A 305-nucleotide genomic window follows, 5' to 3' on the forward strand; every position below is an offset into this window, starting at 1 on the left:
GCAAACGCTGGGCAAACTGGAACGATTCGCCAAGGCGTTATAGATGCCCGTGCCGTCAGCTCCATATACAGAGGTCTCGATACCGGCTTATCCAGACCGGCAATCACTCTTCAAAGCCGCTCTGCGCGTGCGAGATCGTCTTGCAGGTTCCGCTGTCTTTCTCGACAACCATGCGCTTATCACGAATGACTGAACCCTTGGCGATGTCGATCTCCCATGCCACCGAGCCTTCATTCAGGCTCGCTTTACCACCGGCAAAGGTGCCTTTCTCCATTCTCTGACTTCCAGAAGCCGGGACATAAACT

Annotated in this window: 1 protein-coding gene; it reads right to left on the bottom strand. The window is 54.4% G+C overall.

Annotated elements, in window-relative coordinates; translation table 11 throughout:
• Positions 1-103 precede the first annotated feature (103 nt).
• The coding region (locus BGP85_RS29030; RefSeq protein WP_219827772.1) for a hypothetical protein at positions 104-305 on the bottom strand (202 nt) is incomplete at its 5' end.

Origin of the sequence: Pseudomonas putida, from assembly GCF_002906855.1 — a bacterium.
Classification (GTDB): domain Bacteria; phylum Pseudomonadota; class Gammaproteobacteria; order Pseudomonadales; family Pseudomonadaceae; genus Aquipseudomonas; species Aquipseudomonas putida_N.